Source organism: Aerophototrophica crusticola, assembly GCF_012913305.1.
Lineage (GTDB): Bacteria > Pseudomonadota > Alphaproteobacteria > Azospirillales > Azospirillaceae > Niveispirillum > Niveispirillum crusticola.
Genome location: NZ_CP051775.1, coordinates 3,283,991 through 3,307,848 on the forward strand (window position 1 = coordinate 3,283,991; position 23,858 = coordinate 3,307,848).

At 71.4% G+C, this 23,858-nt stretch carries 28 protein-coding genes and 1 pseudogene; 14 read left to right on the top strand and 15 right to left on the bottom strand.

All coding sequences use genetic code 11. The features are described from left to right. Nucleotides 1-133: 133 nt before the first annotated feature. The 3 genes from HHL28_RS16120 to HHL28_RS16130 form a co-directional block, all read right to left on the bottom strand. The gene (locus HHL28_RS16120) at nt 134-2,497 is read right to left on the bottom strand and encodes a patatin-like protein (protein WP_169655475.1); all 2,364 of its coding nucleotides are present in this window, start codon (nt 2,495-2,497) and stop codon (nt 134-136) included. A 395-nt stretch (nt 2,498-2,892) separates the two neighbouring features. Beyond that, the gene (locus HHL28_RS16125) at nt 2,893-3,204 is read right to left on the bottom strand and encodes a trypsin-like peptidase domain-containing protein (RefSeq protein WP_169655477.1); all 312 of its coding nucleotides are present in this window, start codon (nt 3,202-3,204) and stop codon (nt 2,893-2,895) included. After that, nucleotides 3,201-4,574 (bottom strand): S1 family peptidase, encoded by a 1,374-nt coding sequence (locus HHL28_RS16130; RefSeq protein ID WP_169655479.1) that lies wholly within the window; start codon nt 4,572-4,574, stop codon nt 3,201-3,203. Before HHL28_RS16130 ends, HHL28_RS16125 begins: the two co-directional genes overlap by 4 nt. A gap of 283 nt (nt 4,575-4,857) precedes the next feature. Between HHL28_RS16130 and hisB the strand changes: the two genes are divergently transcribed. From hisB to HHL28_RS16165, 7 genes are all read left to right on the top strand, one after another. Beyond that, a complete protein-coding gene (gene hisB, locus HHL28_RS16135) occupies nt 4,858-5,481 on the top strand; it encodes an imidazoleglycerol-phosphate dehydratase HisB (RefSeq protein WP_075770290.1) in 624 nt (207 codons plus the stop codon). A gap of 110 nt (nt 5,482-5,591) precedes the next feature. Beyond that, nucleotides 5,592-6,242 (top strand): imidazole glycerol phosphate synthase subunit HisH, encoded by a 651-nt coding sequence (hisH, locus tag HHL28_RS16140; RefSeq protein ID WP_075770248.1) that lies wholly within the window; start codon nt 5,592-5,594, stop codon nt 6,240-6,242. Between the two features lie 9 nt (nt 6,243-6,251). Then, nucleotides 6,252-6,818 (top strand): GNAT family N-acetyltransferase, encoded by a 567-nt coding sequence (locus HHL28_RS16145; protein ID WP_075770249.1) that lies wholly within the window; start codon nt 6,252-6,254, stop codon nt 6,816-6,818. 1 nt (nt 6,819) lies between these two features. Then, the gene (gene hisA / locus HHL28_RS16150) at nt 6,820-7,551 is read left to right on the top strand and encodes a 1-(5-phosphoribosyl)-5-[(5-phosphoribosylamino)methylideneamino]imidazole-4-carboxamide isomerase (protein WP_075770250.1); all 732 of its coding nucleotides are present in this window, start codon (nt 6,820-6,822) and stop codon (nt 7,549-7,551) included. Beyond that, the gene (gene hisF, locus HHL28_RS16155; RefSeq protein ID WP_075770251.1) at nt 7,551-8,309 is read left to right on the top strand and encodes an imidazole glycerol phosphate synthase subunit HisF; all 759 of its coding nucleotides are present in this window, start codon (nt 7,551-7,553) and stop codon (nt 8,307-8,309) included. The genes hisA and hisF overlap by 1 nt, the downstream gene beginning before the upstream one ends. Nucleotides 8,310-8,323: 14 nt before the next feature. Beyond that, nucleotides 8,324-8,677 carry a phosphoribosyl-ATP diphosphatase gene (locus HHL28_RS16160; protein WP_404325975.1) on the top strand — a complete coding sequence of 118 codons (354 nt, stop codon included), beginning with the start codon at nt 8,324-8,326 and terminating at the stop codon, nt 8,675-8,677. Nucleotides 8,678-8,862: 185 nt separating this feature from the next. After that, on the top strand, nt 8,863-9,222 hold the full coding sequence (locus tag HHL28_RS16165; protein WP_075770252.1) for a histidine triad nucleotide-binding protein: 360 nt from the start codon (nt 8,863-8,865) through the stop codon (nt 9,220-9,222). Nucleotides 9,223-9,332: 110 nt separating this feature from the next. Here the strand turns inward: HHL28_RS16165 and HHL28_RS16170 are convergent, their stop codons facing one another. The 5 genes and pseudogenes from HHL28_RS16170 to HHL28_RS18900 all read right to left on the bottom strand — a co-directional run. Beyond that, nucleotides 9,333-11,081: a type I secretion C-terminal target domain-containing protein gene (locus tag HHL28_RS16170; RefSeq protein ID WP_075770253.1), complete on the bottom strand. Its 1,749-nt coding sequence runs from the start codon at nt 11,079-11,081 to the stop codon at nt 9,333-9,335. A 600-nt stretch (nt 11,082-11,681) separates the two neighbouring features. Beyond that, entirely contained in the window at nt 11,682-12,062 is a 381-nt protein-coding gene (locus HHL28_RS16175; protein WP_075770254.1) for a YraN family protein, read from the bottom strand. A 109-nt stretch (nt 12,063-12,171) separates the two neighbouring features. Beyond that, the gene (locus tag HHL28_RS18890) at nt 12,172-12,474 is read right to left on the bottom strand and encodes a hypothetical protein (RefSeq protein ID WP_404325977.1); all 303 of its coding nucleotides are present in this window, start codon (nt 12,472-12,474) and stop codon (nt 12,172-12,174) included. Further along, complete coding sequence (locus HHL28_RS18895; RefSeq protein ID WP_404325979.1) at nt 12,459-12,782, bottom strand: SAM-dependent methyltransferase; 324 nt, start codon at nt 12,780-12,782, stop codon at nt 12,459-12,461. The genes HHL28_RS18890 and HHL28_RS18895 overlap by 16 nt, the downstream gene beginning before the upstream one ends. Before the next feature lie 161 nt (nt 12,783-12,943). Beyond that, a pseudogene (locus tag HHL28_RS18900) lies at nt 12,944-13,198 on the bottom strand (hypothetical protein); the annotation flags it as partial. Here HHL28_RS18900 and HHL28_RS16185 point away from each other — a divergent pair. The 3 genes from HHL28_RS16185 to HHL28_RS16195 all read left to right on the top strand — a co-directional run bounded on the left by HHL28_RS16185 (nt 13,197) and on the right by HHL28_RS16195 (nt 15,657). Then, nucleotides 13,197-14,459: a penicillin-binding protein activator gene (locus HHL28_RS16185; protein ID WP_404325980.1), complete on the top strand. Its 1,263-nt coding sequence runs from the start codon at nt 13,197-13,199 to the stop codon at nt 14,457-14,459. The pseudogene HHL28_RS18900 and the gene HHL28_RS16185 sit on opposite strands and share 2 nt — an antisense overlap. Before the next feature lie 167 nt (nt 14,460-14,626). Further along, entirely contained in the window at nt 14,627-15,139 is a 513-nt protein-coding gene (locus tag HHL28_RS16190; protein WP_075770256.1) for a L,D-transpeptidase family protein, read from the top strand. Further along, nucleotides 15,136-15,657 (top strand): hypothetical protein, encoded by a 522-nt coding sequence (locus tag HHL28_RS16195; protein ID WP_075770257.1) that lies wholly within the window; start codon nt 15,136-15,138, stop codon nt 15,655-15,657. Before HHL28_RS16190 ends, HHL28_RS16195 begins: the two co-directional genes overlap by 4 nt. Before the next feature lie 27 nt (nt 15,658-15,684). Here HHL28_RS16195 and HHL28_RS16200 read toward each other — a convergent pair whose 3' ends face one another. Next, nucleotides 15,685-16,176 carry a nuclear transport factor 2 family protein gene (locus tag HHL28_RS16200; RefSeq protein WP_075770258.1) on the bottom strand — a complete coding sequence of 164 codons (492 nt, stop codon included), beginning with the start codon at nt 16,174-16,176 and terminating at the stop codon, nt 15,685-15,687. Nucleotides 16,177-16,401: 225 nt separating this feature from the next. Here HHL28_RS16200 and HHL28_RS16205 point away from each other — a divergent pair, with 225 nt between their 5' ends. Together HHL28_RS16205 and HHL28_RS16210 are read left to right on the top strand one after the other, a co-directional pair. Further along, entirely contained in the window at nt 16,402-16,872 is a 471-nt protein-coding gene (locus tag HHL28_RS16205) for a PA2169 family four-helix-bundle protein (protein ID WP_075770259.1), read from the top strand. A gap of 15 nt (nt 16,873-16,887) precedes the next feature. Further along, nucleotides 16,888-17,100 (top strand): hypothetical protein, encoded by a 213-nt coding sequence (locus tag HHL28_RS16210; RefSeq protein ID WP_075770260.1) that lies wholly within the window; start codon nt 16,888-16,890, stop codon nt 17,098-17,100. A 6-nt stretch (nt 17,101-17,106) separates the two neighbouring features. On the opposite strand, the gene mltA is transcribed toward HHL28_RS16210, so the two are convergent. From mltA to HHL28_RS16230, 4 genes are all read right to left on the bottom strand, one after another. Further along, nucleotides 17,107-18,291 carry a murein transglycosylase A gene (gene mltA / locus HHL28_RS16215; RefSeq protein WP_075770261.1) on the bottom strand — a complete coding sequence of 395 codons (1,185 nt, stop codon included), beginning with the start codon at nt 18,289-18,291 and terminating at the stop codon, nt 17,107-17,109. Nucleotides 18,292-18,437: 146 nt separating this feature from the next. Further along, nucleotides 18,438-19,052 (bottom strand): hypothetical protein, encoded by a 615-nt coding sequence (locus HHL28_RS16220; RefSeq protein ID WP_075770262.1) that lies wholly within the window; start codon nt 19,050-19,052, stop codon nt 18,438-18,440. A 188-nt stretch (nt 19,053-19,240) separates the two neighbouring features. Further along, on the bottom strand, nt 19,241-19,513 hold the full coding sequence (locus HHL28_RS16225; RefSeq protein WP_169655481.1) for a hypothetical protein: 273 nt from the start codon (nt 19,511-19,513) through the stop codon (nt 19,241-19,243). Further along, on the bottom strand, nt 19,510-20,721 hold the full coding sequence (locus tag HHL28_RS16230) for a GIN domain-containing protein (protein WP_404325984.1): 1,212 nt from the start codon (nt 20,719-20,721) through the stop codon (nt 19,510-19,512). Before HHL28_RS16230 ends, HHL28_RS16225 begins: the two co-directional genes overlap by 4 nt. A 204-nt stretch (nt 20,722-20,925) precedes the next feature. Between HHL28_RS16230 and HHL28_RS16240 the strand changes: the two genes are divergently transcribed. Next, the gene (locus HHL28_RS16240; RefSeq protein ID WP_075770265.1) at nt 20,926-21,498 is read left to right on the top strand and encodes a hypothetical protein; all 573 of its coding nucleotides are present in this window, start codon (nt 20,926-20,928) and stop codon (nt 21,496-21,498) included. Here HHL28_RS16240 and HHL28_RS16245 read toward each other — a convergent pair. Continuing rightward, the gene (locus tag HHL28_RS16245) at nt 21,461-22,288 is read right to left on the bottom strand and encodes an ABC transporter permease (protein WP_075770266.1); all 828 of its coding nucleotides are present in this window, start codon (nt 22,286-22,288) and stop codon (nt 21,461-21,463) included. The two genes, HHL28_RS16240 and HHL28_RS16245, sit on opposite strands and share 38 nt — an antisense overlap. A gap of 40 nt (nt 22,289-22,328) precedes the next feature. Continuing rightward, entirely contained in the window at nt 22,329-23,132 is an 804-nt protein-coding gene (locus HHL28_RS16250) for an ABC transporter permease (protein WP_075770267.1), read from the bottom strand. Nucleotides 23,133-23,256: 124 nt separating this feature from the next. Between HHL28_RS16250 and HHL28_RS16255 the strand changes: the two genes are divergently transcribed. Further along, a complete protein-coding gene (locus tag HHL28_RS16255; RefSeq protein ID WP_075770293.1) occupies nt 23,257-23,841 on the top strand; it encodes a regulatory protein RecX in 585 nt (194 codons plus the stop codon). The last annotated feature ends 17 nt before the right edge of the window (nt 23,842-23,858 follow it).

The window sequence follows — 23,858 nt, forward strand, 5'->3', positions numbered from 1 at the left end:
GCTTCGCCGCGGGGTGTCGGTGCGGTGAGGGCCACACGGCATCCAATGCCATCCGTGCCTATCCGTGGCCGCGAAGCGGCATCCGTGTCGTCCGTGTCTCCTGGAAGACTCGCTCCGCGTGCCCGACGTCGCCTTATGGCACCTGGCACCGCTCTACCCAAGCCTCCGCCTGGCACAAACCGGCGCTGCCGGACCCCAGGCGCTGGCGTTCGGCATCAAGGATGGCGTGGAAGGCGGACAGCTTGGCAGCGCGGACCTCGGCCGGGGGCAGGGGGTTGCCGGCGCTGTCCAGGACCAGGTCGATCACCCGCTCCGCCGCGTGCAGGCGGCCCAGCACATAGTCGTGCTCCCGATCGGTGCGGCTGAAGAAGCCGCCGAAGGCGTTCAGCCGGGCGCTGCGCATCTGCTGCGGGGCGCCGGCCTCGCGTAGCAGGCGGGCGTCGGGCGGGGCGATGCGGTCCACCTTGATGGCGTGGAACTCGTCCAACTCCTGCCAGCCGCTGGTGCTGAAGGTCAGCACGTCCCAGAAGGCGAAGCCCAGGTACGCCTCGAAAAGCTGCTGCCGGGCGGCGAGGCCCAGATAGTTCAGGCCCATCAGGGCGAAGACCTCATCCACCTCCCGGCTGCTGCCTTCCAGGGCCCAGGCCCGTTCCAGGATGCCCAACGCCCCGTCCAGGTCGGCCGGGCCGGGGATCGCGGCGGCAGAGAGCAGGGCGGCCAGGGCGGGGCGGTCCTCCGCCGACAGGGTCTCCAGCGCGCGGGCCCGGCGCAGCCCCTCCAGGCTGCCATAGAAGGCGACCTTCAGCTCATCCAGGTCATGGGGGCGGGTATCGGCCAGGGCGCCGGTGCCCACCGCCTCATACAGCAGGTTCAGCTCCCGGATCAGGAAGCGCAGGCGGCGCTCGCGGAAGCCGATGTCGAACCCCTGCAGGAACCCCACCCAGGCGGGGGCGGGGCCGCCGGGCTCCGGCGCGTCCAGCCGGTCGGGCAGGATGCCGCGCGCACGGGCCCAGCCCTTCAGGGCAGCCAGCAGGGCGGCGCGGCCGGCGGGGTCGGGGTGCCCGGACAGGGTGGAGAGCAGGCCCGACAGCTCCTCCAGCACCCCCTCGATCTTCAGGCGGATATAGGCCTCAAAGGCGAAGCCGGCCTGGGCGGCGGCGCGGCGGCTGGCGCCCTCCCGCCAGCGGCGGACCTGCTCCATGCCCGGGGCGTCGGGCAGGGGGCCGCCCACGATGGCCGCCACCTGGTCGGCGATGCGGGGCCGGGCGGCGTCCAGCACCCCTTGCAGCCGCTCCACCCGGCGGTTGGCGTCGGCGATGGCGCCCAGGGCGTCACGGGTGGGCTCGTTCCGGGGGATGTCGGACAAAGCCCCCTTCAGCGTCCGGAAGAAGCCGGGCACGTCCGCCCGCCCCGGGCCGGTGGGGCCGGCGGGGTTGGGGTCCACATAGACGACGCGGCGGTCCACCTCACGGTAGGCGGGGCGGCCGGCAATGGCCGCCAGGGCCGCGGCGAAAGGCTTGTTGTTCAGCACGCTGCCGTCGATGAAGCAGGCCTGGGCCGGGCTGGCGCCCGCGGCCAGGTAGGGCTGGAAGTTGCCGGCCAGGAACCTGTCCCGGTCCGGCCAGTCCAGCCCCTGGTCCTCCAGCAGCCGGTCCATCTGGGGCAGGCGGGCCGGGGGGAAGGCGCCGGGGAAGCTGCTGGTGGCCCGGGCGGCGAAGACCAGGCCGGGCACGTTGGCATCGGTGAAGTCGCTCTCCACCGGGCCCTCCGCGGCGCGGCGGTAGCGGAAGGCGAAGATGTGCCGGTGCTCCCGCTCCTCCACCAGGGGCGGGTCGTGGGCGGGGATGCGGGTGCGGTAGCCGTGGAAGTCCGTGGCCGTGACGAACAGGGTCAGCGGCAGGCCGCGGGGCAGCAGGCTCGGCCCCTCCGGCCCGTCGTCGGCCGGGCCCATGGCATAGGCGGCCTCCAGCAGGAAAGCCATCAGCCGGTCCCCGTCGAAGGGCGGCTGGAACCAGCGGGAGCGGACGAACAGGGACAGCTTCTCCCGCACCTCCGGGTCGGGGGCCAGCCGCTCCAGCCGGGGCAGGCCGGCCCACAGGAAGGGGCGCAGGAACCACTTGCTCCATTTCCCGGCGCGGCGGTCATCGCCCAGCAGGCGGGTGACGTCCGCGTTTTCCAGCCACAGCCGGGTCAGGGGCTCCAGGCTCAGATCGTGGGCCAGGGCGCGGGCCAGCAGCACGCCGTTGATACCCCCGGCGCTGGACCCCGCCACCACGTCCACCACCACCCGCAGGGACAGGTCCCGCCCCAGCCGCCGCAGCAGGTCCAGGTAGACACCCTCGCTGTCCTCCACCGGGGCGGCGGTCGGCCGCCGGTCATGGCAGGCACGGGACGCCCGGGCCAGCTTCCACACCTCCTTCGTCACCCCGTGCATGTACACGGCCAGCGACACGCCGCCATAGCAGACCAGCGCGACCCGAAGTTCCTTTTCCTTCACGGCCGGCCTGCCGGTGCGGTTGTTGGGTGGGTCCAGGGTGACGCGGGCGGGTAGGGGCGTCAATGGTGGCGGAGGGCACGGGGATGTGCTTGGCGCCGGGGTGCCGGCGAGGGCGTGTGTTGGGAAAACGGATTTGAACGGATCGAAACGGATGTAAACGGTAGGCGGGGTTGGTGGTGGAGGTGTTCGTCTGCTCCGCGGAAGTTGTCAGGAAATATTACGCCGCAGGCGCGAAAAAGGGGATGAGAATTAGACTGGAACTCTGATAGCCGGATAAATCCCTACGCCTTTCGCCACACCAACATTACCGTTCAAATCCGTTTCGATCCGTTCAACTCCGTTTTCCCCACACCCCCCACCACCAAACCGACCGCCAATCAAAGGGCCCTGCACCGTCAACTTCCCGGCCCACCCCCCTCCACCCGCAGGTTCAGCCGGGCCAGGGCGTCGGCGATGGGGATGAAGAAGTTCAGGCCGGTGTTCAGGCCCTCGGCGTTGCTGAAGGTGGCGACGGTGATGCCGACCACGTTGCCGTTGGCGTCCAGCAGCGGGCCGCCGCTGTTGCCGGGATGGACGATCGTGTCGGCCTGGATCAGGGGATAGCCGGTCAGCCGGTCCTTGCGGTGGGAGCTGACGATGCCCTGGGTCACCGTGCCCTGCATGCGTTCGGACAGGGGGGCACCCACGGCCAGCACCGTCTCGCTCACCGGCGGGGGGCCAAGCGCAGGGGCAGGGCGGGGTAGCGGCCGCGGGGGACGCGGACCAGGGCCACGTCGCGCTTGCGGTGCACCCGCTCCACCGTGCCCACCAGGGCCACCCCATCCTGCAACACCACCCGCACCCGATCCGCATTGCCCACCACATGGGCGTTGGTCAGCAGCAGCCCGTCCGGGTCGATGAAGAAGCCGGAGCCGTGCCCGCCCCCGGCCGCCACCAGCACTGCCTGGTCCTGCACCCGCCCGTCCAGGGGCTTGGACCGCAGGGGGAAAGCGGGCAGGTCCAGCCAGGGAAGGCCGCCGGAAACGGGGGACAGGTCGGTGTCGGGCCGGGAAGGCTGGGGGGTGCCGGGCCCCGGTGAACCGGGGGCGGTGAGGGCGATTGCCGGGGCAGGGCCGTCCACCCAGGCAGGCGCCTGGCCCGGCAGTGCGGATGGCGGTGGGTCACCGGGAGCCCCGACGACGGGCGAGAGGCCCGGCGCGGCCGCGGCGGCCATGCGGACGGGTGGTCCTTCGGCTTCTTCCCGCCCGCCTTCCCCCGGCACCCCGCCGGTCCAGGCGGGGGGTGCGGCGGCGCCGCGGAATTCCAGCAGGCCCTCCGCGGGGTCGCGGCTGCCCTCCCGCAGGGTGCGCAGGCTGCGGGCCACGGCCTGGTCGCCCCCGGGGGCGCTTGCCCCGCCGCGGGTCAGGGCGGCGCGGAAGGCGGGCGTGGCGCCCAGGGCATTCACCGCGTCCGCCAAGGCGGATTGCAGCACCAGGTACTCCCCGTCGGCGCTGGCGCGGTCCAGCTTGCCGTGCCCCTCTGTCGTGGCCTGGGCCAGCATGCGGCGGTCCACCCGGGAATAGAGCGCCCAGTCTACCCGCACCTGGGCCTGGCCGGTCACCCCCTCCGGCCAGCCGGTCCAGAAGTTGACGGCGTTGCAAAGGTCGTAACGGACGAAGGTCACCCGGCCGGCCAGCAGCGCCTCCGCCCGCTGGTAGTCCTCCTCCAGCTCGAACAGGCGGGCGGGGTCGCCCACCATGTCATAGCCCAGGGTGGACAGCCCCTCATACACCACCTCCGCCAACCCCAGCTTGGCGCCGGGCGGGGTGACCCAGGTCATCCGCTCATAGGGCGGGCCGCAGAGCAGGCTGAAGGGATAGCCGCCCACATCGGTGCCCCGGGGGATGTCGAACACCAGCTTCTGGAAACCGGTGGGCACCATCATGCCGCTGGCCGGGCGGGTGCGGGCGGCGGACGCTTCCCAGACCACGGCCTCACGCGGCGGGGCGGGACCAAGCCCGCCGTCGCCCAGGCCCGCCCCCAGGCCGCAGCCGGTCAGGCTGGCTAGCAGGGCTAACGGCTTGAGGCAAAGGCTCATGCCGTTGAAGGCCGGCGACCGCCGGCCCGCGGGCCCATGCCCGCGTGAGCCAAGCCCGCAGATGCGGGCGCCCGGCGCTTGAGGGGGCTGTTGATCGGTCACGATCAACAGCCGCGCGTATAAGCCGAACCAAAGCCGTGCGGCTATGTGCATGGCGTTGTTCCCGCGGTGCGTGTGCTCGCGGACGGTAGCCTACAAGTCTAGGGCCGGCAAGACCCCAGGGCAGGACAGCATGGCGGGGGTGGTTGTGGACGAAGCCGCCGGCCCTTGCTACCTAACCGGCATGGACAGCATCGCCCCCGCCCCCCGCCGCACCGCCAGCGTCGCCCGGACGACGAAGGAAACCCGCATCCAGGTGTCCGTGGACCTGGACGGCACCGGCCAGTACTCGGTCTCCACCGGGGTGGGCTTCCTGGACCACATGCTGGAACAGCTCAGCCGCCATTCCCTGATGGACCTGACGGTGAAGGCGGAGGGCGACCTGCACATCGACTTCCACCACACGACAGAGGACACGGGGCTAGCCATCGGCGAGGCGGTGGCCAAGGCCCTGGGCGACCGCAAGGGCATCCAGCGCTACGGCCATGCCTACCTGCCCATGGATGAGGCGCTGACCCGCTGCGCCATCGACCTGTCCAACCGGCCCTACCTGATCTGGAAGGTGAACTTCACCCGGGACAAGCTGGGGGACATGGACACGGAATTGTTCAAGGAGTGGTTCCAGGCCTTCGCCCAGACGGCCGGCGCCACCCTGCATGTCGAGAACCTGTACGGCGAGAACAACCACCACATCGTGGAGAGCTGCTACAAGGCCCTGGCCCGGGCCCTGCGGGCGGCCATCGAGATCGACCCCCGCAAGGCCGACGCCGTCCCGTCGACGAAGGGCGTGCTTGGCGGGTCGTTGTAGGTCGGATTAGCGTAGCGTAATCCGACGGCCCACCATCGACGTTTTGATGTCGGATTATGCGGCGTTGCCGCTAGTCCGACCTACGGTATTACGGCATCGAAGGCCCTGACATGACCGAAACCGTCGCCCTGATCGATTACGGCTCCGGCAACCTGCGCTCCGCCGCCAAGGCGCTGGAGCGGGCGGCCCTTGAGGCCGGGCTGGACGTGGTGGTGCAGTTGACGGCGGACCCCGACGCGGTGCGCCGGGCCGACCGGGTGGTTCTGCCGGGGGTCGGGGCGTTTGCCGACTGCATGGGCGGGCTGGAGGCGGTGCCGGGCATGGTCACCGCGCTGTATGAGACGGTGCTGGTGCACAAGCGGCCCTTCCTGGGGATCTGCGTGGGCATGCAGCTGATGGCCCGGGTGGGGCACGAGCATGGGGAGCATGCGGGCCTGGGCTGGCTGGACGCGGAGGTGGGGCCCCTCACCCCGTCCGACCCGGCCCTGAAGATCCCGCACATGGGCTGGAACGAGTTGCTGGTGGTCCGGCCGCAGCACCCGGTGCTGCACGGCATCCCCAACCGGTCCCATGCCTATTTCGTCCATTCCTACTGCATGCGCCCCGCCGACCCCACCCTGGTCCTGGCGGAATGCGGCTATGGCGGGCCCTTCGCGGCGGTGGTGGGCCGGGACAACCTTGTCGGCACCCAGTTCCACCCGGAGAAGAGCCAGGCCACCGGCCTTGCCCTGATCGCCAACTTCCTGCGCTGGCATCCCTGAGGGTCCCCGATGAACATGATGCAGAAGGCCACCACCGCGGTCGAGGTGGTCGAGGAGTTCAGGCGCGGCGACCTTTACGACCTGTGCGACGCGGCGGACGCGGCCATCGTGGATGGCGGCGGCTTCGGCTGGGTGGACCCGCCGCCCCGGGACGTGATGGAGCGGTATTGGCGCGGCGTGCTGGCGGTGCCGGAGCGGACCCTGTTCGTGGGCCGGCTGGACGGGGTGATCGCCGGCTCCGCCCAGCTGGTCCGGCCCACCCGCAACAACGAGGCCCAGCATTTCGCCGCCGGGCTGACCACGGCCTTCGTCGCCCCCTGGGCCCGGGGCCATGGGCTGGCGCGGATGCTGACCCTGGCGGTGGAGGGGCGGGCGCGCCAGGAAGGCTTCAAGGTGCTGAACCTGGACGTGCGCGACACGCAGAAGGCGGCCATCGCCCTGTATGAGAGCCTGGGCTACAAGCGCTGGGGCAGCCACCCCCGCTACGCCATGGCACATGGACGGGTCTTCGCGGGCTTCTACTACTACAAGGACCTGGACGAAACGGCCCCGCGCGACGGCGGGGAGGAGCGCTGAGATGATCCTGTTCCCCGCCATCGACCTGAAGGATGGCAACGCCGTGCGGCTGGTCCGCGGCGACATGGCCCAGGCCACGGTGTTCAGCAGCGACCCGTCGGAGCAGGCCGTGCGGTTCGAGGCGCAGGGCTTCCAATGGCTGCACCTGGTGGACCTGAACGGCGCCTTCGCCGGCAAGCCGGTGAACGCCGAGGCGGTGGAGCGCATCCTGTCCCGCACCCGCCTGCCGGCCCAGCTGGGCGGCGGCATCCGCGACATCGCCACCATCGAGGCGTGGCTCAGCCGCGGCATCAAGCGCGTGATCCTGGGCACCATCGCCCTGCGCGACCCCGCTTTGGTGAAGGAGGCGTGCAAGCGCTTCCCCGGCCAGGTCTGTGTCGGCATCGACGCCCGCGACGGCTATGTGGCGGTGGAGGGCTGGGCGGAGACGAGCGAGGTGAAGGCGCTGGACCTGGCCCTGAAGTTCGAGGATTGCGGCGTGGCCGCCATCATCTACACCGACATCGACCGGGACGGGGCGCTGGGCGGGGTGAACGTGGAGGCGACGGCGGACCTGGCCAGCCACCTGACCACGCCGGTGATCGCCTCGGGCGGCGTCTCCACCCTGGCCGACCTGCAGGCCCTGAAGGCGGTGGAGCATACGGGCATCGAGGGGGTGATCAGCGGCCGGGCCCTCTATGACGGCCGCATCGACCCGGGCAAGGCCCTGGCCGTGCTGCGGGGGGCCGCCTGATGCTGAAGGCGCGCATCATCCCCTGCCTGGACGTGAAGGACGGCCGGGTGGTCAAGGGTGTCAACTTCGTCGACCTGGTGGACGCGGGCGACCCCGTGGAGCAGGCCCGGGTCTATGACGCCGCCGGGGCGGACGAGCTGACCTTCCTGGACATCACCGCCAGCCATGAGAACCGGGACACCATCTTCGACGTGGTGCGCCGGACGGCGGAGCAGGTGTTCATGCCCCTGACCGTGGGCGGGGGCGTGCGCACGGTGGAGGACATCCGCAAGCTGCTGCTGGCGGGGGCCGACAAGGTCTCCATCAACACCGCGGCCGTGCACCGGCCGGACTTCGTGCGGGAGGCGGCGGAGAAGTTCGGCGCCCAGTGCGTGGTGGTGGCGGTGGACGCCAAGCAGGTGGCGCCGGGGCGGTGGGAGGTCTTCACCCATGGCGGCCGCAACGCCACGGGGCTGGAGGCGGTGGCCTGGGCGCAGCGGATGGCCAGCTTGGGCGCGGGGGAGATCCTGCTGACCAGCATGGACCGGGACGGCACCAAGTCCGGCTTCGACATCGCCCTGACCCGCGCCGTGGCCGATGCCGTGCCGGTGCCGGTCATCGCGTCGGGCGGGGTGGGCACCCTGGACCACCTTGCCGCGGGCATCCGCGACGGCCATGCCAGCGCCGTGCTGGCGGCCAGCATCTTCCATTTCGGCACCTTCACCGTCGGCCAGGCCAAGGCGCACCTGGCGGCCGCCGGCATCCCCGTCCGGCACTAGGAAAGGGCCAACCCTTGGCCGAGAACAGCAAGAAGAAGGCCGGCGCGCCGGGCGTGGAGGTGCTGGACGCGCTCTACGCCACCATCCTGTCCCGCAAGGGCGCCGACCCCGAAACCTCCCACACCGCCCGCCTGTTCAGCCGCGGCCGCGCCAAGATCGCCCAGAAGCTGGGGGAGGAGGCGGTGGAGACGGTGATCGAGGGGGTGCGCGGCGACAAGCAGAAGCTGGCGGAGGAAAGCGCCGACCTCTTGTACCACCTGCTGGTCCTGTGGGCCGACGCGGGCGTGGACCCGGCGGAGGTCTATGGCATCCTGGAAGGCCGCAAGGGGGTGAGCGGCATCGAGGAGAAGAAGAACAGGAAGGGGTAGGGCCGGAAGGTTGCCTGTCCCGTCTCCCCTGCTTCCCCCACGAAGGCGGGGGTCCACAGTTCTTGGAATCGGTGTCCGGCGGGATTGGGGTCAAAAACCGTGGGCCCCCGCCTTCGCGGGGGAAACAATCACCCCCATCCCGGCCGGATAGCCCAACGCGCGTCACCACCGGGAGGAACCAACGGATGACCTACGACCCGAACAACATCTTCGCCCGCATCCTGCGCGGGGAGATTCCCTGTAAGAAGGTGTATGAGGACCAGCACGTGCTGGCCTTCCACGACATCCACCCCCAGGCGCCGACCCACATCCTGGTCATCCCCAAGGGCGCTTATGTCAGCTTCGCCGACTTCAGCGAGAAGGCGACGCCGGAGGAGATCGTCGGCTTCACCCGCGCCGCGGGCCTGATCGCCCGCCAGGCGGGGGTGGAGGACACCGGCTACCGCATCCTGGCCAACCACGGCCCCGACAGCCACCAGGAGGTGCCCCACTACCACCTGCACATCGTCGGCGGGAAGAAGCTGGGGCCGCTGTTGATGCGGTGACGCCGTCGTTATTGGGGTGTGTCGGGGTTCGGCTTCGCCTCACCCCGACCTACGATGGACCGTAGGTCGGGGTGACCAACGGGAACCCCGACATCACTTGGCTCTTCGCCTCACCCCAACAACAAGCCCGTGTCCACCGTGGCGGTGTCGGACAGGCCCACCAAGCCCAGGCTGGAGCCGGTGCCGAGGGTCAGCTTGATGTTGTCCCCGGTCAGGCTATTGGCCTGGACGCCCTTCAGGGTCGCCAGTTCCACCGCCCGGCCGCTGCCGGCCCCGTCCAGGTCCACCAGGATCCTGGTGTCGGCGCCGGACTGCACCGCCTTCACGTGGCTGCCGTAGCTGTCGGCCAGCATCAGCCCGCCGCGGACCAGCAGGGCGCCCAGGTCGATCACGTCGCCGCCGCGGCCGGCCTGGAAGTCGGTGATGGTATCCCCGGCCTCTGACACGTCGTTGAACAGGAAGCGGTCACGGCCCGCGCCGCCGGTCAGGCGGTCGGCCCCGCGGCCACCCCAGACAAGGTCGTCGCCGGCGCCGGTGGTGATGGTGTCCCTGCCGTCGCCGCCCAGGCGGATGTCCTGGCCCGCGGTGCCGCCCAGGGTCTCGTCCTCCCCGCCGCGGTCCCAGAGGCGCTGCACGTTCTCCAGCTTCACGCCGCCGCCCACGCCGAAGTGCCACTGGCGGGCGCTCTCGAACTCCCCGTTGCGGACGATGCTGTTGGTGACGGAGCCGGCGGTGACCAGGGTCTTGTCGGTCATGTCGCGCAGGACCACGTCCTCCACCAGCAGGCGCTTGCCGTCGCCGTCGCCATACTCGAACAGCTGGATGCCGCGGGGCATGTTGCTGCCGCCGCTGTTCTTGAAGACGTTGTCCACCCCGCGCAGCACGGCCAGCTGCTGGCTGTCGAAGGCGAAGACGCTGTCATAGACGCCCAGCTTGGCCTCGGAATGCCAGGAATAGGCGGCCGCCGTGGTGCCGTAGCTGATGGCGTTCTTTACCACCATGCCGATGTCGCCGCCATATTTGGACATGTCGGAGTTGGCGGGGTCGCTGCCGCTGTTGTTGTCGGCGGTGTGCCGCACCCGCTGGCCGTACAGCCCGTCCACATGGGTGCCGTAAGACTGGGCGGAGTGGACGCCGTAGCCGTAATGGCCGTTGGCGATGTCGTCCTTCAGGTTGACGGCCGCCACCTCCGTCGCCTTGGCCAGGACCGTGTTGACGAAGTCGATGCCGGGGCCGCCGCCGTCCCGCACCATCACCTTGTGCACCTCCGGGTTCACGGTGGACCGGATGCTGACCAGGGCGGCGCCGCTGTCGCCATTGCCCTTGATGGTGCCGTCCACCAGGGTGAACTTGCCCGTCTCGAACGCCGCCACGCGGATGTTGGTCTTGTAGACCGACTGCTCATGCAGGGGCGGGTCGCAGATCAGCTTGTCGCCCTGGATGTCCACCACCTTGGTGGCCTGGCCGATGCGGACCGGGTTGTTGCCGGAATGCTTGGCGTTGGGGAGCTTGTCGTCGGCGGTGACCTTGACCCAGTCGCCCACCTGGATGCCCTGGGGCATGCCTTTCAGGTCGATGACCAGCTTGCCGTCCTTGGTGGACAGGCCGCTGGCGCCGTGGGCCTGCTCCAACCCGCCTTCCACCTTGATGACGGTGCCCATCTTGCTGCCCTGCTGCAGGGTGGCGCCGTTCAGGTCGAAGGTGATCTTGCGGCCGTTCAGGTCGAACGACAGCGACTTGTCCAGGCGGATGGTCTCGTTCTTCGGGAAGACGATGCGGGCGTCCGCGCCGGCCTTGGCGACGGCGGAAAGGATGTCGTCGGCATCCGCGCCGGAGCGCAGGGTGATGGTCTGGGTCATGTTTGCCTCTGTCCCCTTGTCGTTCTTCTGGCCGGCGGCAAGCCGCGCCCGTCCCCTGGGCCCGCTTGGCGACGGGTCGGGGTCGGGTGGCGCGGTCGCGCTTGCTTGGCGGGCGGGGCCGGGAGGAAGGGTTTCCGGCCATCGCCGGGCTTTGGCCCCCACCGCCAAGGCAGGCGGGGCGGACCCCACCGGCCTTCTGGTGCTGCCGTCCCGGGGGTGCCGGGCGACGAGGGGCAGGATGGGCGGCAATGGTTAACAGGAATTAACCAAAGCCAAGACAATCATGGGACAGGCAAACCGCAATGGGGGTGGTCTTCCGCTTATGGGTACCCAAGCCAAGGGGGGACCGTGACAGGGAAAACGCATGTTGTGTCGATGAAGCGACAATCTTCGTGAAGGAAGCTGTCAGGACACGGTGTGGCTTTTGGGTTTTGGACTATCGCCTGGTCCGGATTAATTAACGAATGCTGTTGCTTGACTGGTATATCGGTTCGTAGGTCGGATTAGTGAGCGCAAGCTCGCGTAATCCGACGTGAGGGCGGCGGGTTCTGGGGCCGTCGGATTACGGGGCTTTGCCCCTAATCCGACCTACGGGAGTGCCTACCCCTCCGCCCGCCAGACATCCTTGATGTGCTTGGGCCAGCGGCGGCGGCGGACCACCATCAGGTCGAAGCGGATGCCCAGGCTGTGCAGGTGGGAGCGGCCGGACAGGTATTGGTTGGCGGCGGCGTGGCGGCGGCGCCAGTTGGGCAGGGACACGGCGGCGAGCGCGGCTTCCAGGCTGGGGCGGGCCTTCACCTCGATCACGGCCAGGGCCTTACCCTTCACGGCCAGGATGTCGATCTCCCCGCCCGACAGCCGCAGCCTTGTGCCCAGGATGCGGTAGCCGCGCAGCCACAGGGAGAAGCAGCACAGCCACTCCGCCCAGCGGCCTTTCCGCTCGGCGCTGCGCCGGTCGCGCTTCGTCCGCTGCTTCGGCATTACGCTTGTTCCCTCAAGCGCCGGGCGCCGGCTCCGCCGGCTTGGCTTGCGCGGACACGCGTCCGCGGGCCGGCGGTCGCCGGCCTGGGGCCATGCGTCGCTGGCGCTCTCATGGCCCCCCGTCCCGTGCCGCGGACGCCAGTTCCAGGGCGCGGGCGTAGACCTGCTTCTTGGGCTGGCCGGTGACGGTGGCCACGTGGGCGGCGGCGTCGCGGACGCTCATGCTGGCCAGGGCCTGGCGCAGCAGCGTGTCCAGGTCGGCGGCCTCGGCCTGCGCCGCCCCCTCCGCGGGCGGGGCGATGACCACCACCACCTCCCCCTTGGGCGGGCCGGCCTGGGCGTAGTGGGCGGCCAGCTCCGGCAGGGGGGCGCGGCGCACCTCCTCGAACAGCTTGGTCAGCTCCCGCGCCACGGCGGCTTCCCGGTTGCCCAGCACGGAGGCCGCGTCGGCCAGGAAGTCGGGCAGGCGCTGGGGGACTCGTACAGCACCAGGGTGGCGGGGACGGGCTTCAGCTCCTCCAACGCCGTGCGGCGGGGGCCGCCCTTGTTGGGCAGGAAGCCCGTGAACAGGAACCGGTCGCTGGGCAGGCCGGACAGCACCAGGGCGGTGATGGCCGCGTTGGCCCCGGGCAGGTGGGTGACGGGCAGGCCTGCCTCCCGCGCCTCCCGCACCAGTTTGAAGCCGGGGTCGCTGACCAGCGGGGTGCCGGCATCGGACACCAGCGCGATCGCCTCCCCCGCCGCCACCCGGGCCAGGATCTGGGGCGGACCTTGGCGGCGTTGTGCTCATGATACGGAAACAAGGGCACGGAAATGCCATACCGGCGCAGCAGGCTGCCTGTGGTGCGGGTATCCTCACAGGCCACGGCGTCCACGCCGCGCAGCGTCTCCAGCGCGCGCAGGGTGATGTCGCCCGCGTTGCCGATGGGGGTTGCCACGATGTGGAGTCCGGGTCCGGGTTTACGGCCGGGCTTCACGCCGGTAGGCTCCGCGCCGAAATCCGGACCGCCGGTTGCGGCGTTGTCCTCAGTCGTGTCGGGGTCGCCGGCGTCAGAGTCAGGGGGTTGGGCCATGGGGCTGTTGGGTTTCACGCGGCAACGGGTGGGAAAGCGCATGCGCGGGGTGGCCGCGTGCATGGCACTGGCCGGGCTCGTCGCCTGCGCCAGCCCCCAGACGGTACCGGCCCCGCCACCCCCACCGCAACCCCCGCCGCAGGCCGAGGTGTTACCCCAGGTGGTGGCCCCGCCGCCGCGGGTGGTCCCCAATGATGGGAAAACCCGTATCGCCCTGCTGCTGCCCCTGACCGGCCGGGGCGCCAACATCGGCAAGAGCATGCTGGACGCCGCCCAACTGGCGGTGTTCGAGCTGGCGGGGGATGAGTTCCTGTTGCTGCCCCGTGACACCCGCGGCACGCCGGAAGGGGCCGCCGCCGCCGCCCAGGCCGCCATGGACGAGGGCGCCAAGCTGGTGCTGGGTCCCCTGTTCAGCAATGACGCCACCGCCATCCGCCCCATCGCAGCCACGGCCAACGTGCCGGTGCTGAGCTTCAGCAGCGACTGGGCCATCGCCGGGGGTGGGTTGTGGACCCTTGGCTTCCAGCCGCAGGACCAGGTGCGCCGGGTGGTGAACCACGCCCTGGCCCAGGGCATCACCCGCTTCGGCGTGCTGGCGCCCAACACCGCCTATGGCCAGGCCGTGGTGGACAGCCTGGCCCAGGCGGCCCAGGCCGGCGGCGGGCAGGTGACGAAGGTGGAGCGCTATGCCGCCAACCCGTCCAACCCCACCGACCTGGTGAAGCGTTTCGCCGAGTTCGACCGTCGCCGCGCCGCCCTGGAGGCGGAGCGCGCCCGCCTGCGCCAGGCGGGGGATGAGCCGGGGCTGAGGCGGCTCGCCAACGCCAGCACCTTCGGGGAGCTGCCCTACCAGGCCGTGCTGCTGGCCGAAGGCGGGGCCAAGCTGAAGGAACTGGCCAGCCTGCTACCCTTCTTCGACGTGGACCCGGGGCCCGTGCGGGTGCTGGGCACCGGCCTGTGGGACGAGCCGGGCCTGGGCCGGGAACCTGCCCTGCTGGGCGGCTGGTACGCCGCCCCGGCCCCGGAGTCCCGCCAGCCCTTCGAGGCGCGCTTCCAGGAGCTGTACGGTTACCGGCCGCACCGGCTGGCGACCCTGGCCTATGACGCCACGGCCCTGGCGGCGGTGCTGTCCAAGGGCGGCGGGCGGGAGCCCTTCACCCCCGGCGCCCTGACCAACCCCAACGGCTTCGCCGGTATCGACGGCATCTTCCGCCTGCTGCCCAACGGCCTGCCGGAACGGGGCCTGCCGGTGCTGGAGGTGACCCGGGCCGGCGTCAACGTGGTGGACCCGGCCCCGGCAAGCTTCGAGCCGAGGGCGTTCTGACCCGGGCGTTTTTGCAATAGACCGGACGGCACGGACAAGCCACGGACGGACACGGACAAAAAGGGTGATGCCTGCGGCGCTTGGCGCCAAAAAATTCTGTCCGTGCTTGTCCGTGGAGTGTCCGTGTCGTCCGTGAAAATCAGCCCCTCGCCTCGAGGACTGCGACCATGGACCTGATTGTTTCACGTGAAGCCGACGGGACTTGGCGCCTTTCCTGGCCGGGCGGCGGTGCCCGATGTGCCGTGGGGCGGAACGGGATCGTCGGCGACAAGCGGGAAGGGGACGGGGCCACGCCGGTGGGGGCTTGGCCCTTGCGCCGTGTGCTGTACCGGCCGGACCGGCTGGCGGCGCCGCGCACGGCGTTGCCGGTGGCGGCCATCGAACCGGACGACGGCTGGTGCGACGACCCCGCCCATCCCGACTACAACCGCCCGGTCAAGCTGCCCTTCGCGGCGAGCCACGAGGTGATGTGGCGGGAGGACCCTGTCTATGACGTGGTCGTCATCCTGGGCCACAATGACGACCCGCCCGTGCCCGGCCTGGGCAGCGCCATCTTCCTGCACCTGGCCCGGCCGGAGTATGAGGGCACCGCCGGCTGCGTGGCCGTGGACCTGCCCGCGGTGCTGGCCTTGTTGGAAGCCGCAGGCCCTGGGGACCGGGTGGTGGTGCCGGCCGCGTGACCAAGCTCCTGTTCTGGGCCCAACCCCTGTCCGGGGCGGAGGAACCGCCGCTGCTGGCCATGGCCGGGGCGCTGGCGGGGGCGGGGTTCGCCGTGACCCTGGCCTGGGGCGGTGTCGGTCTGCCGGACATCCCCGGCGTGGCCGTGGCGCCGCTGCCGCCCGCCGTGGGGGACGGGGCGGGCCTGGTCTGCCGGCCGGACACGCTGGAGCCGGTGGACAACGCCTGGAAGAAGCGCCGCGCCGCGGCCACCCTGGCGGTGCTGGCAGGGCAGGCACCCAGCGTCATCCTGTTGGACCGCTTCCCCCGCGGCCACCGGGCCTTCCGGTTCGACCTGCGGCCGTTCCTCCACATCGCCGCCCGCCGGGACCCGGCCCCGCTGGTCGCGAGCTGGCTGCCGCCGGGGATGGCGGCGGTCGACGATCCCGCGCTGGAGGCGGAGCTGGGCGGGCTGGTGACGCTGCGGCTCAGCGGGGAGTTGGGGGAAGTCGCAGGTCGGATCAGGCGCGACGCGCCGTAATCCGACGGCACCCCAGCCCTCTCCGGGCTACGGCGCCGCCTCGATCAAGGCGCCGCGGAGGGACAGCAGGCCCACCTCGGCGGTGTCCTGGCGGGCGTCGCTGCGGTTCCAGTCCAGGACGAAGCGGCGTTCCGCGATGCGCCAGTCGCCATCACGGCGCTCGAACCGGTCAAGGTAGCGGCCGCCCACCACCACCTGCCGCTCCACGCCGCCCTCCCGGACCCAATGGTAGGCGACGACGTAGGATTCCACCTCGGCCCGGTCGCCCTCCAAGCGGATCAGCACGTTGCCCAGCTTATGCATGCAACGGTGGGGCGTGCAGCCCGTGCCGACGGCCTGCTCGATGGCGGCCCCGATGGCGGCCAGGCCCCCCTCGACCCCCTCGGGGCCCTGGGCCTCCGGCCAATAGGCGCTGGCCAGCAGCCGGCGGTCCTTCTGGTCCATGCCGCGGCAGTAGCGTGCCAGACAATCCTGGATCGCCTGCCGGTCCAGCAGCGCGTCGATCCCGAGCACGCCCATCCTTCCCGTTCCCTTTCCCTGTGGGCCGGCCCCTGACAGGACCGGATGTTTCGCCGACGGGTTGCATCCCGACCCGTTCCTTTCCGCTAGGCTAGCGTCCCCTTCCGGCGAATCCAAGCCCCCTGGTGCGGTGCCCCTTTCCGCCGAAGCGCGGGGGGAACCGGCAGCCTTGCCCCGGGGTTTCCCTGGGACGGGCGCGATGTCCGGGCTCCGGGGGAACGCGGCATGGAACAAGACGCCGTCATCGACACGCTTAACGACCTGATCCAGGCCACAGAGGACAGCCATCTGGGCCTGCAGCGCTCGGCCGAGGACATGAAGGACGAGGCCACCAAGGCCCTGCTGAACGACATGGCGGCCCGCCGCGGCGCCATCGTGCGGGACCTGCAACGGACCGTGGCCGCCCTTGGGGGGGCGCCGGAGGCCACCGGCACCCTGATGGGCGGGGCCCGGCGGATGGTGGCGGAGGTGGCCGCCGCCCTGGGTGCCCGCAGCGACCCGGCCATCCTGGCCGACACGGTGGCGGCGCAGGAAGCCACCCTGTCCGTCTATGGCCGCATGCTGGACCTGGACCTGCCGGAAGAGGTGCTGGAGGCCATGGCCGGCCACCAGGACCGGTTGCGCGAGGACCGGGACCGGCTGGCCGCCCTGAACCTGCCCGACCAACCGGCCGAGCCCACCCGTGAAAGCGCCTGAGCAAGGACGAGACCCATGCCCACGAATGCCGAGATCGCCGCCCAGCTGCTGCGCGATGCCGCCGACTTCTTCCGCCAGGTCGGCGACCAGAACGCCCCCATCAAGCCCCAGATGGACCACAACGCCCGCGCCTTCGAGGTGGTGGCCGACCGACTGGAACGCTCCCCCACCGACGAGTTCGCCCCCGGCACCCTGGCGGCGAACGACGGGGCGAACGGGGCGGGGTGAGGGGCGTCACGACACCGGCGGCGTGACCGTCTTCGGCAGGAACAGCCAGTAGCGTCCCTCGCTCTTCATCTTGCCGGCGCGCAGTTCGGCGTCGGCGCCATGGCCCCAGAACACATCGCCGCGCACGGGGCCGCGGATGGCGCCGCCCGTGTCCTGGGCCACCATCAGGCGGCGGATGCGCGCGTTGGCGTCCAGCGGGTCCTGGGCGTCCAGCCACAGGGGCACGCCATAGGCGATGAAGCTGCGGTCGATGGCCAGCGACCGGCCGGGGGTCAGGGCCACGCCCTGGCCGCCCAGGGGGCCTTCCCCTTCCAGCGGGCGGAAGAAGACGAAGGACGGGTTGCTGTCCAGCACGGCCTTCGTCTCCGCCGGGTTGGCTTCCAGCCAAGCGCGGATGGATTGCATGCTGACCTGTTCCTTGGCCAGCGCGCCGCGGGCCACCAGTTCTTTGCCGATGGCGACATAGGGGTGGCCGTTCTGGCCGTCGAAGCCGATGCGGGCCTCCGTCCCGTCATCCATCATCACCCGGCCGCTGCCCTGGATCTGCAGGAAGAAGGCGTCCACGGGATCGTCCACCCACAGCAGCTCCAGCCCCTTGCCGGCCAGGGCGCCGGCCTCGATGGCCTTGCGGTCCTCGAAGGGCCTCAGCCGGCCGTCCACCACCCGGCCGGCGATGCGCTCCCCCTTCATGGCCGGGCGGAACTCCCCCAGATCCACCATCACCAGGTCCGGCGGGCGGCGGTACAGGGGGGTCTGGTAGGCGCCCTGGCGGGTGCGGCTGCCGCGCAGCTCCGCCTCGTAATAACCGGTGAACAGGCCGTCGGCCTTGCCGTTGTTGGCGGCCAGCCAGGGGGTGAACCAGCGCTCCAGCCAGGCCCGCGCCGCCGCGTCGTCGCCCGCGGGCACGGCGGCCAGGGCGCGGCAGGGTTCCTGCCAGTCGGCGATGCGGCCCATGATGCCGTCGGGGCCCACGGGCCGGTCGGCAGGCTGGGCCAGCAGCTTGGGGCAGGACCTGGCCAGGGCGGGCAGCGCCTCTGCCGGGCGGTCGGCGGACCAGCCCGGCAGGTCGTTGAGGCTGGCGGCGGACAGGGTCAGCCGCGGCGGGGGCGGCGGCTCCTCCGCCTTCTGTGTGCAGGCGGCCAGCAACAGGGCCAGGGCGAGGGGGAAGGTCAGGCGGGGCAGTCGCAGCATGGGCAGGGGATGGCCTTGTCCTTGGGGGCTGGGGCAAGGTGGCAAAGACGGGCGGTGCTTGTCACCCCCTGGCAGCGCCCCCGCCGCAAAGCAGAAGGGGCGGCGCCGCTTGGCACCGCCCCCTGGGGTATCGGGCTGTTGAGACCTTACTTGGCGGTGCCGGCGCTTGCCGTGGCGCTGACGCCGGCGCCGGCCTGGACGCCCGACGGGGTGGCGCTGGCCTTCGCGTCCGGCTTGGCTTCCGCCTTCACCTCGGGCTTGGGGTCCGCCTTGGGGGCGGGCTTCGGCTCGGCCTTCGCCTCGGCGGCCTTGGTGACGGCGGCGTCGGCCTTGTCCGCGGCCTGGGCCGGCAGGCCCTCGGCCTTGCCGGTGGCGGCGGTCGCCTTGTCCGCGGCGGTGGCGGGCAGGGTGGCTGCGGTGGCCGTCGCCTTGTCGCCGGCGGCGGCGACCTTTTCCGTGGCCGTGTCGGTCTTGGCGGCGACGGTATCGGTCACGGTGGCAGCCTTGGCTTCCGCGGCGGCCCTGGCCTTCTCCGCCCGGGCGGCGGCGGTGCCGGCCAGGCTGCCGGCCCGCTCCTGCGTCTTGCCCAGGGTGTCGGTCGCCCTGCCCAGGGTGTTGCCGGGGGCGGCCGGGCCGGTGACGCCCAGGGTGCCGGTCACGCTCCCCCCGGCGGAACCGGTGACCCCACCCACCAGGCCCGCGCTCGCGGCACCGGTGATCAGGGCGATGGCGGCGGCGCCGACCAGGACATGGACACGCATCTGTTCCCTCCGAAGCTCAGGACATCGGGCCTTCCCGGCCCCGCCGGCGGGGTATTTCCCCCGACCGGCTGCCCATTAGTTTGGAGATCGAACCGTGGCCGGTTTTGGGCAGGTCCCTGGCGGCATTTCGGATTTGTGGCCGCAAGATCAGGGCAGCGTGGCGCAGGCGAGGGGGGTGCATACCCCCTTCAGCCGTCCCGCAGCATCTTCCGGATCGTCTGGGCGAGCAGGGCATAGGGGTCCTCCCCCGCGGCCCGGGCCTGGTCCTCCACCCGCTTGCGGAAACCGTCGCCCAGGGCGCGCTTGCGCCGACGCTCCAGCTCCGCCGCCGACAGGCGGTGGTCCAGGGCGCCGGGCTCGGGCTCCGCCGGGGGCGGGGTTTGGGCGGGGGCTTGCGCATGGGGGAAGTGTGCGCCGCCCCGGCGCCGTGGTCCAGGGCGCCCGTCAGTCGCCGACGTCAATCGCCGACGATGGCCCTGCCCTGGCCGATGTTCTGCACCCGGGCGGTGCCGGTGTGGCGGGAGACGTGGACGCTGCCGGCACCGGCGGCCAGCACCTCCGGGTTCTCCGCCGTGCCGTCGAAGGTGAACTCCGCCGCCCCCGTGGATGCCACCTTGAGGGGGGAGGCGGTGCCGCCGTTGATCCGTACCGTGCCGGCGCCGGGCAGGTCGGCCTTCACCGGGCCCTCCACCCGGTCCACGGTGACGTCGGCATGGCCGGGGATGGACAGGGTCAGCCCGCTTTCCACCCGGCCCACATTCACTTCCGCGTTGCCGGCCACGTCCAGGCTCAGCGTGCCGGCCCGATCCACGGTCAGTTCCCCATGGCCGTGGGCGCTGAAGGACAGCTTGCCTTCCACCCGGTCGGCGGTGAAGGTCCCGGCCTCATGCACGGTGATGTTGGCATCCTGCAGGCGGCCGGCGGTGACGTCGCCGCGGCGCAGGTCCAGGGTCAGCTTGCCGTCGATGTTGCCGTCGATGGCCAGGTCGCCGGCCAGGCCGGTGATCTCCAGGCTCGCCTCATCCGGCACCACCAGCTTGATGTCGGCGCCGGGGATGTCGCCGCCGCGACCCACCAGGGTCAGGGTGCCGTCCACCACGCCGGTGCGCAGGGATTCGCCGCCGCCCTCAACCTCCAGCCCCACCTTGTCGGCCCGGCGGCTCACCTCCACCCGCACGTCGCCGGTGATGTCCACCAGCCGCACGCCCCGGGGCGCGGTGAAGCTGGCCTTCAGGGCGCCGTCCTGGGCCTGGAGCCCGGCGGACAGGGCGGCCATGGCCTGGGCCTGGGCGCCGCGGGCCTGCTCGGCCGCGCGCAGCGCCTCCCGCCGGATCGCCTCCACGTCGCCGGTGCGCAGGCCTTCCTCCACCGCCCGGCGGATGGCGTCCGCGTCCACCCGCACCACGATCTCCCCCGGGGCGCCGGGCCCGCGGGGCGGGGCGGGCGGGGCCGGCGGGGCAGGGGGTGCCGGGACGTGGAAGGCGGCCCGGTCGGTGTCGAAGTCGAAATCCACGTCGAACCCCCGGTCCGACGACCCGCCGGCCATGATGCCCCAGCCCACCATGGCCAGGGTCACGGCCAGGGCCGCGACGCCCCCCGCGGGGATGCCGGGGTTCAGGCGCGGGCGGGCGGCGAGGGGGCTGGCATCCATGGGACGGGTCTTTCGCATGGGAATGGCTCTACCCCGGGACTATGGCGCGGCCGTTGCGGCCTGTCCGCCGGCGTTGCACGGCATTTACAAAATTCACCGGGCCGTTACGCCCGGCCCCTGCCCATCATCGCCCTCCGCCCCGCCCGGGGCAAGCTTCCCCGGTCCGAAACCCGCGCGGGAGCGTTCCCACACCCACGGGGAAAAGGGGGAGGGCAACCGAGCATGAGCACCGTCCTGGCGCGGCTGGCGCTGGTGATCTACGGGCTGGTCACCGGCTCGCTGCTGCTGATGGCCATGCTGTTCGTCGTCGGGGCCTGGTGGATGGTGGCCAAGGCCGCCCTGGGTGGCGAGAACGTGGTGGAGGTGATGCTCCGCTCCATCGGCCTGCTTGTCATCGCGCTGGCCGTGTTCGACGTGGCGAAGTTCCTCTGGGAGGAGGAGATCGTCCGGGACAAGGAACTGCGCTCCGCCACGGAGGCGCGGCGGACCCTGACCAAGTTCATGACCATCCTGGTCATCGCCGTCAGCCTGGAGGCGCTGGTCTTCATCTTCGACGCCGGCAAGGACGACGTGCGCACCGTGGTCTACCCGGCCATCCTGCTGGCCGTGGTGGTGCTGATGCTGGTGGGCATCGCCGCGCACCAGCGGCTGATGCGCTCCGCCGAGCAGATGGACCCCACCGCCGACCCGGACAGCGAGGCGATCCACCGGGAGGGGGACGACATCAAGGACCAGGCTGACGGCGACGACGCGCCCGTCAGCCCCTCATCCGCCAGCCCTGGGCATAGAGCCTGAGGCACAGGGCCAGGAACACGGCACCAGTCCCGGCCACCACCAGGGCGGAGACGGCGGGGTCTTGCTGGCTGCTGCCCAGCAGGGCCCATCTGAAGCCGTCGATGGCATAGAAGATGGGGTTGGCCTGGACGATGGCGGCGAAGGCCGGGGGCATGGCGCTGACCGGGGCGAACAGGCCGGACAGGAAGCTGACCGGGACGAAGACGAAGGTGAAGAAGGCGGACATGTGGTCCCACTTCAGGCTGACCATGCCCGCCAGCACCCCCGCCAACCCCATCATCAGGGCGGCCCCGGCGGCGAACAGCAGGGCCGCCAGCGGGTGCGCCACCGGCATGGGCCAGAGCAGCAGCGACCCCAGCCACACGGCCGTGCCGCTGGCCAGGCCCGACAGCATGCCGGACAGGGCATAGGCGGGGACCACCTCCCGCGCGCCGACGGGGGCCATCAGCTGGTCGTTCACCATGCCCTCGATCTTGGCATAGAGCAGGCTGAAGCTGGTGTTCTCCGCCGCCCGCAGCAGCACCGACAGCATGACCAGGCCGGGTACCAGGAAGTCCAGCACCCGCTCGCCCGTGTCCGTCCCCCGCTCGGCGCCCAAGCCGAAATGGAAGCAGGTGAAATAGATCATCGCCATCACGGCGGGCGCCACCACCACCATGGCCGCCATCTTCCACACCCGCATCAGTTCCCGCCGCAACAGGGCCTGGAAACCCGGCAGGTGGAAGGCGGGGATCCGCCGGTCGATCTCCGGCCGGAAGGCGCCGGCGGGCAGGGTGGTGGGGTCCGGCATGGGGGAGGGTTCCGCGGCGGGAAGGGTGGCGGGAAAGGGGTCAGGCCTTCAGCTTGTAGCCCTTGGCGATCATCCGCCAGGCGGCGAAGCCCAAGACGAGGTTGGCGCCCAGCATGACCAGGATGCCGGTGCCCAGGGTGCCGTCGGTCAGGCCGATGAAGCCGTAGCGGAAGCCGTCGATGAAATAGAAGAACGGGTTCAGGTGGGCCAGGAAGTGGAAGGTGGGTGGCACGCTTTCGATGGAATAGAAGGTGCCGGACAGGAAGGCCAGGGGCGTGACGACGAAGTTGGTCACCGCCGCCATGTGGTCGAACTTGTCCGCCCAGATGCCGCCGATCAGCCCCAGCAGGGCCAGCAGGGTGGCCGCGGCCACGGCGTGGAACAGGATGTAGCCCGGGTGCAGCACCGGCAGCGGCACCACCAGGGCGATGGCGGCCCAGGTCACCACCCCCACCAGCAGCCCGCGGATCAACCCGCCCAGCACATAGGCCAGCGTCAGCTCCGTCGCTGACAGGGGCGGCATCAGCACGTCCACGATGTTGCCCTGCACCTTGCTGACCAGCATGGAGCTGCTGGCGTTGGCAAATGCGTTCTGGGTGATGGCCATCATGATCAGGCCGGGGGCCAGGAATTCCATGTAGGGCACGCCGCCCACGGTGCGCACCACCCCGCCCAGGGCCAGGGCGAAGACGGCGTAGAACAGCAGCGTCGTCACCACGGGGGCGGCGATGGTCTGCACCCAGACCTTCAGGAAGCGCCGGACCTCCTTGCGCACCAGGGTCTGGAACCCCACCCAGTTGACGGCGCCGACGGCGCGCGGCATGGGGAAGCTGGTCTCGCTCATCGGGATACCTCGGGGCCTCGGGCGGGCGGCACCCTAGCGGAGCGGCGGGGACGGGGCAACCGCGGGTGGGGTTTTGGCAGGGATGCGGCGGTCCGGCCGCCAGGGTGCGATGATGGGGAACGGGATGGACGAGGGACGCAAGCCGCCGCCGAAGCGCAAGCAGCCGCGCAAGGTCTCGCCCGAGTACCTGGAGCGGTCGGCGCTGCATTACCTGGAGCGCTATGCCAGCAGCAGCGCGAACCTGCGCCGGGTGCTGCTGCGCAAGGTCCAGGCCTCCGCCCGGGCGCACGGCACCGACCCGGAGGAGGGAACGCGCTGGGTGGAGGACCTGCTGGCCCGTTACCGGCGGAGCGGCCTCTTGGACGACAAGGCCTATGCGGAGATGAAGGCCGGCGGCCTGCAACGCCGCGGCGGCTCCACCCGCAGCATCCGGCAGAAGCTGGCCGCGAAGGGCGTGGACCCGGACCTGGTGGAACAGGCGGTGGGCGGCCTTGAGGGGGCAGAGAGCGGGGAGGCCGACCTGGCCGCCGCCATCGCCTATGCCAAGCGCCGCCGCATCGGCCCCTTCCGGGTGGAGCGCCCGGGCCGGGAAGGGGAAGACCCCCGCGCCCGCCGCGACAAAGACCTGTCCGCCATGGCCCGCGCCGGCTTCGACCTGGACACGGCCCGGCGCGTGCTGGAGGCGGAGGACCCGGAAAGCCTGCTTTGATGCCCGTGTGCGCATTC

Excerpts from the sequence above, each read along its gene's own strand:
- HHL28_RS16130 (WP_169655479.1), bottom strand. The coding sequence starts at position 4,574 with ATGAGCCTTTGCCTCAAGCCGTTAGCCCTGCTAGCCAGCCTGACCGGC.
- hisB (WP_075770290.1), top strand. The coding sequence starts at position 4,858 with ATGGACAGCATCGCCCCCGCCCCCCGCCGCACCGCCAGCGTCGCCCGG.
- hisH (WP_075770248.1), top strand. The coding sequence starts at position 5,592 with ATGACCGAAACCGTCGCCCTGATCGATTACGGCTCCGGCAACCTGCGC.
- HHL28_RS16145 (WP_075770249.1), top strand. The coding sequence starts at position 6,252 with ATGAACATGATGCAGAAGGCCACCACCGCGGTCGAGGTGGTCGAGGAG.
- hisA (WP_075770250.1), top strand. The coding sequence starts at position 6,820 with ATGATCCTGTTCCCCGCCATCGACCTGAAGGATGGCAACGCCGTGCGG.
- hisF (WP_075770251.1), top strand. The coding sequence starts at position 7,551 with ATGCTGAAGGCGCGCATCATCCCCTGCCTGGACGTGAAGGACGGCCGG.
- HHL28_RS16165 (WP_075770252.1), top strand. The coding sequence starts at position 8,863 with ATGACCTACGACCCGAACAACATCTTCGCCCGCATCCTGCGCGGGGAG.
- HHL28_RS16170 (WP_075770253.1), bottom strand. The coding sequence starts at position 11,081 with ATGACCCAGACCATCACCCTGCGCTCCGGCGCGGATGCCGACGACATC.
- HHL28_RS16175 (WP_075770254.1), bottom strand. The coding sequence starts at position 12,062 with ATGCCGAAGCAGCGGACGAAGCGCGACCGGCGCAGCGCCGAGCGGAAA.
- HHL28_RS16185 (WP_404325980.1), top strand. The coding sequence starts at position 13,197 with ATGGCACTGGCCGGGCTCGTCGCCTGCGCCAGCCCCCAGACGGTACCG.
- HHL28_RS16190 (WP_075770256.1), top strand. The coding sequence starts at position 14,627 with ATGGACCTGATTGTTTCACGTGAAGCCGACGGGACTTGGCGCCTTTCC.
- HHL28_RS16200 (WP_075770258.1), bottom strand. The coding sequence starts at position 16,176 with ATGGGCGTGCTCGGGATCGACGCGCTGCTGGACCGGCAGGCGATCCAG.
- HHL28_RS16205 (WP_075770259.1), top strand. The coding sequence starts at position 16,402 with ATGGAACAAGACGCCGTCATCGACACGCTTAACGACCTGATCCAGGCC.
- HHL28_RS16210 (WP_075770260.1), top strand. The coding sequence starts at position 16,888 with ATGCCCACGAATGCCGAGATCGCCGCCCAGCTGCTGCGCGATGCCGCC.
- mltA (WP_075770261.1), bottom strand. The coding sequence starts at position 18,291 with ATGCTGCGACTGCCCCGCCTGACCTTCCCCCTCGCCCTGGCCCTGTTG.
- HHL28_RS16220 (WP_075770262.1), bottom strand. The coding sequence starts at position 19,052 with ATGCGTGTCCATGTCCTGGTCGGCGCCGCCGCCATCGCCCTGATCACC.
- HHL28_RS16230 (WP_404325984.1), bottom strand. The coding sequence starts at position 20,721 with ATGCGAAAGACCCGTCCCATGGATGCCAGCCCCCTCGCCGCCCGCCCG.
- HHL28_RS16240 (WP_075770265.1), top strand. The coding sequence starts at position 20,926 with ATGAGCACCGTCCTGGCGCGGCTGGCGCTGGTGATCTACGGGCTGGTC.
- HHL28_RS16245 (WP_075770266.1), bottom strand. The coding sequence starts at position 22,288 with ATGCCGGACCCCACCACCCTGCCCGCCGGCGCCTTCCGGCCGGAGATC.
- HHL28_RS16250 (WP_075770267.1), bottom strand. The coding sequence starts at position 23,132 with ATGAGCGAGACCAGCTTCCCCATGCCGCGCGCCGTCGGCGCCGTCAAC.
- HHL28_RS16255 (WP_075770293.1), top strand. The coding sequence starts at position 23,257 with ATGGACGAGGGACGCAAGCCGCCGCCGAAGCGCAAGCAGCCGCGCAAG.